Annotated in this window: 8 protein-coding genes; 1 reads left to right on the forward strand and 7 read right to left on the reverse strand. The window is 56.6% G+C overall.

Annotated features, from left to right (window positions below; genetic code table 11):
• The coding region (locus tag JCM12296_RS32675; protein ID WP_172684227.1) for a uroporphyrinogen decarboxylase family protein at window positions 1-822 on the reverse strand (822 nt) is incomplete at its 3' end.
• 293 nt (window positions 823-1,115) lie between these two features.
• On the opposite strand from JCM12296_RS32675, the gene JCM12296_RS32680 reads away from it, so the two are divergent.
• Window positions 1,116-1,610: a hypothetical protein gene (locus JCM12296_RS32680; protein ID WP_174897336.1), complete on the forward strand. Its 495-nt coding sequence runs from the start codon at window positions 1,116-1,118 to the stop codon at window positions 1,608-1,610.
• Window positions 1,611-1,701: 91 nt separating this feature from the next.
• Here JCM12296_RS32680 and JCM12296_RS32685 read toward each other — a convergent pair whose 3' ends face one another.
• The 6 genes from JCM12296_RS32685 to JCM12296_RS32705 all read right to left on the reverse strand — a co-directional run.
• On the reverse strand, window positions 1,702-2,292 hold the full coding sequence (locus tag JCM12296_RS32685) for an NUDIX hydrolase (protein WP_054701913.1): 591 nt from the start codon (window positions 2,290-2,292) through the stop codon (window positions 1,702-1,704).
• A gap of 114 nt (window positions 2,293-2,406) precedes the next feature.
• Window positions 2,407-2,667 (reverse strand): sll1863 family stress response protein, encoded by a 261-nt coding sequence (locus tag JCM12296_RS32690; RefSeq protein ID WP_054701916.1) that lies wholly within the window; start codon window positions 2,665-2,667, stop codon window positions 2,407-2,409.
• Window positions 2,668-2,723: 56 nt separating this feature from the next.
• Window positions 2,724-3,152 carry a DnaJ domain-containing protein gene (locus JCM12296_RS32695; RefSeq protein WP_054701919.1) on the reverse strand — a complete coding sequence of 143 codons (429 nt, stop codon included), beginning with the start codon at window positions 3,150-3,152 and terminating at the stop codon, window positions 2,724-2,726.
• A gap of 101 nt (window positions 3,153-3,253) precedes the next feature.
• A complete protein-coding gene (locus tag JCM12296_RS51155) occupies window positions 3,254-3,514 on the reverse strand; it encodes a rhodanese-like domain-containing protein (RefSeq protein WP_054701922.1) in 261 nt (86 codons plus the stop codon).
• The gene (locus JCM12296_RS39370) at window positions 3,399-3,875 is read right to left on the reverse strand and encodes a rhodanese-like domain-containing protein (protein WP_157068120.1); all 477 of its coding nucleotides are present in this window, start codon (window positions 3,873-3,875) and stop codon (window positions 3,399-3,401) included. Before JCM12296_RS39370 ends, JCM12296_RS51155 begins: the two co-directional genes overlap by 116 nt.
• A 140-nt stretch (window positions 3,876-4,015) precedes the next feature.
• The coding region (locus JCM12296_RS32705; protein ID WP_157068121.1) for a PEGA domain-containing protein at window positions 4,016-4,387 on the reverse strand (372 nt) is incomplete at its 5' end.

The raw sequence follows: 4,387 nt of genomic DNA on the forward strand, positions 1-4,387 counted from the left end.
GGCGGTGGCATCGATGCCGCCGATCAGGGCGATGTGGGAGCCGAAGCGGCGGCGCAGGGCAGGATAAAGCATGCCGGCGCTGCTGATGTTGCTGATCCACAGGCCGTTGATACCGGCGTCGATGAGCGCCGGCAACAGGGGCGTGAGGTTGCCGCCGGTGGTGCAGAGGATGCGCAGCGGAACGGAAAACCGTTTAAGCAGGTCGAGGACCTTGCGATACCCGGGAATGGCGAAGCGCGCGAACATGGCCGGTGAAATCACCGGCGCGGTATTGGCGGCGATGGGCTCGTACAGGCAGGCATAGTCGACCGCTACCCGCGACAGCACCCGCTCGAGGCAGACGCAATAAAAATCGGTGATCCGGTCGACCAGCCGTTCCACGGTCCGGGGCCGTTCGACCATCGCCTCGCAGGCCGCCACCAGCGAGTCCCAGTCCCCCACCCCCAGCATCTGCAAGAGACCGCCGCCCGAGGCATCCACATAGATCACGCGCCCCTGCCGGCGAAGCTGCTGGCTCGTTTCGGCAAAATCTTTGGCATAGCGGGCCGGCTGGTCGGGGTCGTAGTGCCGCGCGAACACCGACGGGTCGTCGAGGATGCCTGGCGTCATGTGGAAAAACGGGTAGCTGCGCAGGGTCAGGCCCACGGAATGATGCGGCTCGAGATGAAAATAGGTCGTAGCGGTGCGGTTGCGCGGCAATCCTTCCCGGTGCCAGCGCTGCAAGGTGTCGTCGTCAGGGACCAAGTCGAAAAAGGGAAAGCGATCCGCCTTACCGCCCAACAGGGTTGCCAGGAAGCGTTCGCGTTGGGTCATTGTACACATGATGATCACCTTGTTTTGTTCAAAAGCGGTCTCATCTTCTAAGAAGGCACGTTTTGATGAACTCGTAAAAAGTCGCATTTCCGACGGATTCGTAAAAAGCCCGAGATCAAGGCTTGCGAATCCTGAGGAATACCGCTATCGCGGGTGCCGTAGGCAGCGTACTTAGCGTACGCCGCAGTGACGAAGGATGAAGCGTAACGCCGATATCGGGCTTTTTACGAATCCGTTACGTTTTGGAGAAGACACACTTTGGCATCGTTTGATGTGCCCTTTCAGGCAGAAGGAGTTCAATCATGAATCCAACAACTCGCATCCATGCCCATATCCGATTGTCGCTATTCGGGTTCTTCGCCGGTTTTCTGGCGACCCTGACCTTTCACCAATTTGCCCTGTGGTTGCTGCACATGGCCGCTATCGCGCCGTTTGCACCCTACAACATGGCCGCCACCTGGCCCTGGGGCGTTCCCGCGGTCCTCTCGCTGGCGTTCTGGGGCGGCGTCTGGGGTGTAATCCTGGCCTTTTTCCAGGGCCGATTTCCTCCCGGCATCCGCTATTGGGCCGCGGCATTTTTCTTCGGCGCGGTCTTTCCCTCCCTGGTGGCCCTGTTCATCGTGCTGCCCTTAAAGGGCCATGCCCTGAATGGCAGTTGGCAGCTCCTGTCGACCGCCTTTCTGATCAACGGCGTGTGGGGCCTCGGGACGGTGGGACTGTTACGCTGGATGGGTAAAACCACGCAGGCACACGGCAATGCCCGCCCTGAATGCCAGCTGGGCATGATCTGTTCGTAAAGATGTCGTGAAGATGCATAGGCGCCCCTGATCGTCCCCTAAATGCCGTTCGAATCTTCCGCCAGGGGACATGGATAGGTGCGACCGCGTATCAATCGTCGATCAGATACCCTTTTCCCAAACGCACGAAGGCGTCCATGACCAGCCAGGCCCGCGCGCCGAAAGCGATGCCCTCACGCTGCAGCAGCCCGCGCACTGCATCGCGGTCCATCATGAAGACCGTGATGTCCTCCGAATCCTCGTTGTGCCGCGTGTCCGGCGATCCGGTGACTTCGGCGAAAACCATGCTGATCGCTTCGTCGGTGATCCCGGCTGAGGAAAAAATGGCCGGGCTGTGGCGGCAGACACGCACCAGTTCCAGGCCGGTCTCCTCGTATAGCTCGCGGCCGGCAGCCGTTGCCAGGTCTTCGGTCGGGTCCAGGAGACCGGCCGGAAAGCCATACTGATACCCGCCCACGGGAATGCGGAACTCCCTGATCACCACAAGCTTTTTCTCCTGAGGGTGGTAAGGCACGATGATGGCCGCATCCGGTCTCTGAATATCGCCGGAGATGCATTTTGGCGTCTGCTTTCGGGTCACCATGTGCCATTTTTTCAAACTGCCCTTCTGATCCTCATAATCAACCGCAACCACCGTCATAAACCGGCTTTTGTTGACAACCGTCGAATCGATAATTTTCATGAACGCCCCAAAGTAATGTTTCAAACCGTCACGGACACGGAGGACAAGACGGGATAGATGAAAATAACGCTCACTTCTTTTTAAAGTGCCCGGTTGCCTTGTCAAACGCGGTGCTCAGCGCCTTCCAGGCTCATCGGCCCCGCCCTTGAGATCATCCCAGGCGCTTTCGCCGGCAGCGTCCAGGGCTTTGAGCTTGTCCTTCATTTGCGCCTGGTATTGGCGAAAGGTCTCCCGCTTTTCCTCGAACTTCTTGATCACGTCGGCACTCTCGTGCTGGGCCTTGGCTTCCAATTTATTGCGCTCGATATTCCAGCGGTAGTTCAGATCGTCATACTTCTTCTTCATCTGCGCGAGCAGTTCGTCTTTGTCGATCATTGTCCTTCTCCTTGGTTGATGGTTCGGTACGTCACCGTATTTACAAACAGGGGCATTTAGCGGAGTCGATCATAGGCCGTTTGAATTTCCTTGAAACGCTTTTCGGCCAGCCGCTGGAACTCCTCGCCCAGATGCTGCACCTTGTCCGGATGGTACTTGCCGGCAAGCCGGCGATACGCCGCCTTGATTTCTTCCTTCGACGCGCCGGGAGTGATTTCCAGGATCGCGTAGGGGTCCTGGGGCGTCTGTGTGTTCTCGTCACCGACGTGGGACTGTTCATCACCGGTCGCACCAAACGGTTGCTCGTGGGGATCGTCGGTTTGCCGTGGCTGCTTCAACCGTCGGAAATACCGCCAGAGCAGAACCACCACCACGATATCATCGATCCATCCCCACCCGAGAAAATAATCCGGCACCAGGTCGCGGGGAAAGACCAGATAGAGCAGCGCCACGATAAAAAGGCAAAGCAGGATAAGGCGGTTCATTGGGACTTACTTTCCATGTTGCGCTTTCGGCGGTGCGCCATTAGGCGCACCACCTGGGTTAGCCGTTTTATTGATGGATGCATGGGTCGGTGGATCAGTCGCTATTTTCCAGGCTGATAAACCAATTCAACATCCAAATCATAGGTCCATGCCGCACCGGCATTTTTCCAGCCGTTTTTCATTCTTTTACCATCAAAACAGCTTTCCGCGTCCTTGACTTTGTCCCCTTCGAAGCCGTCCGTAATGTTATAGACATTCGTGAAACCGGCCGTGGCCAAACGGCTGATGGATGCCGCGCTTCGATGACCTGAACGGCACATCACCAGAATCGGATCGTTCAAGCCAAATTTTTTTTTTCGCATAAGATTCAAAATCAGGATTATCCTCTAGAATATAACTCTTTTTCTCCGGATTCCATTTTCCGGTCCACAGTTTTGACGGGATATTGTAGGCCATTGAAGCATGTCCGACAAACGTATACTCCTCCTGGGTACGGCAGTCGACAATCCTGACCGTATCCGGATCGGCTTTCCACATCTCATAGGCTTGCAATGCGTTCACATACTTTCCGGCTTCAGTATGTTTTTTTGCATCCATCGGTGGCGGCGCGGAAGTCGTCGCCGAATCCACCTTTTGGGATGTTGTTTGCGCTGTGCTGGCAGCACAGGCGAAAAATGCCGTTACGACAACAAACAACACCAGCATTCTGCCAATATTCTTCATATCTACCCCCTCCTCTTTGCACACTTAATCTAGTTTTCAATAAAACGGCTAATTATCGGGCATTGCGTCAAGTCAGGAAAATGCAATCGCATTTTTAGGGTCAACATGGAGATAAGTCAATGCTCATAAAAGCTTGGCCATCACGGCTGGCCGACCGCTTTGAGTTTGAATACCAGGGGATATTCCATGGTCTCGGCAATGCTGATCCGCCGACGGGCATCCTGATACCCGGGCAGGCTGGCCCGGATCCCGTGGGCGCCGGTAGAAAGCATCAGGGTCGTTGGCGTGGTGCCTTTCAACCGGCCGTCGATGTATATCCGGGCTCCCGATGGGGACGATCGCAACATGACCGGGACAAGCGGCACGACCTTTCGGGGGGCCGGCCTCGGTTTCGGCTTCGGCTTGGGCCTGGGCTTGACGACCGCTTTGGGTACGACAACCGGCTTGGGCGGCGTGGCTTTCTCCGGAACCGGCGGGACGGCGGCAACCGTCTTGGGGGTCTCTTTTTCTTC

This window comes from Desulfosarcina cetonica JCM 12296 (genome assembly GCF_001311845.1).
GTDB classification, from domain to species: Bacteria; Desulfobacterota; Desulfobacteria; order Desulfobacterales; family Desulfosarcinaceae; genus Desulfosarcina; species Desulfosarcina cetonica.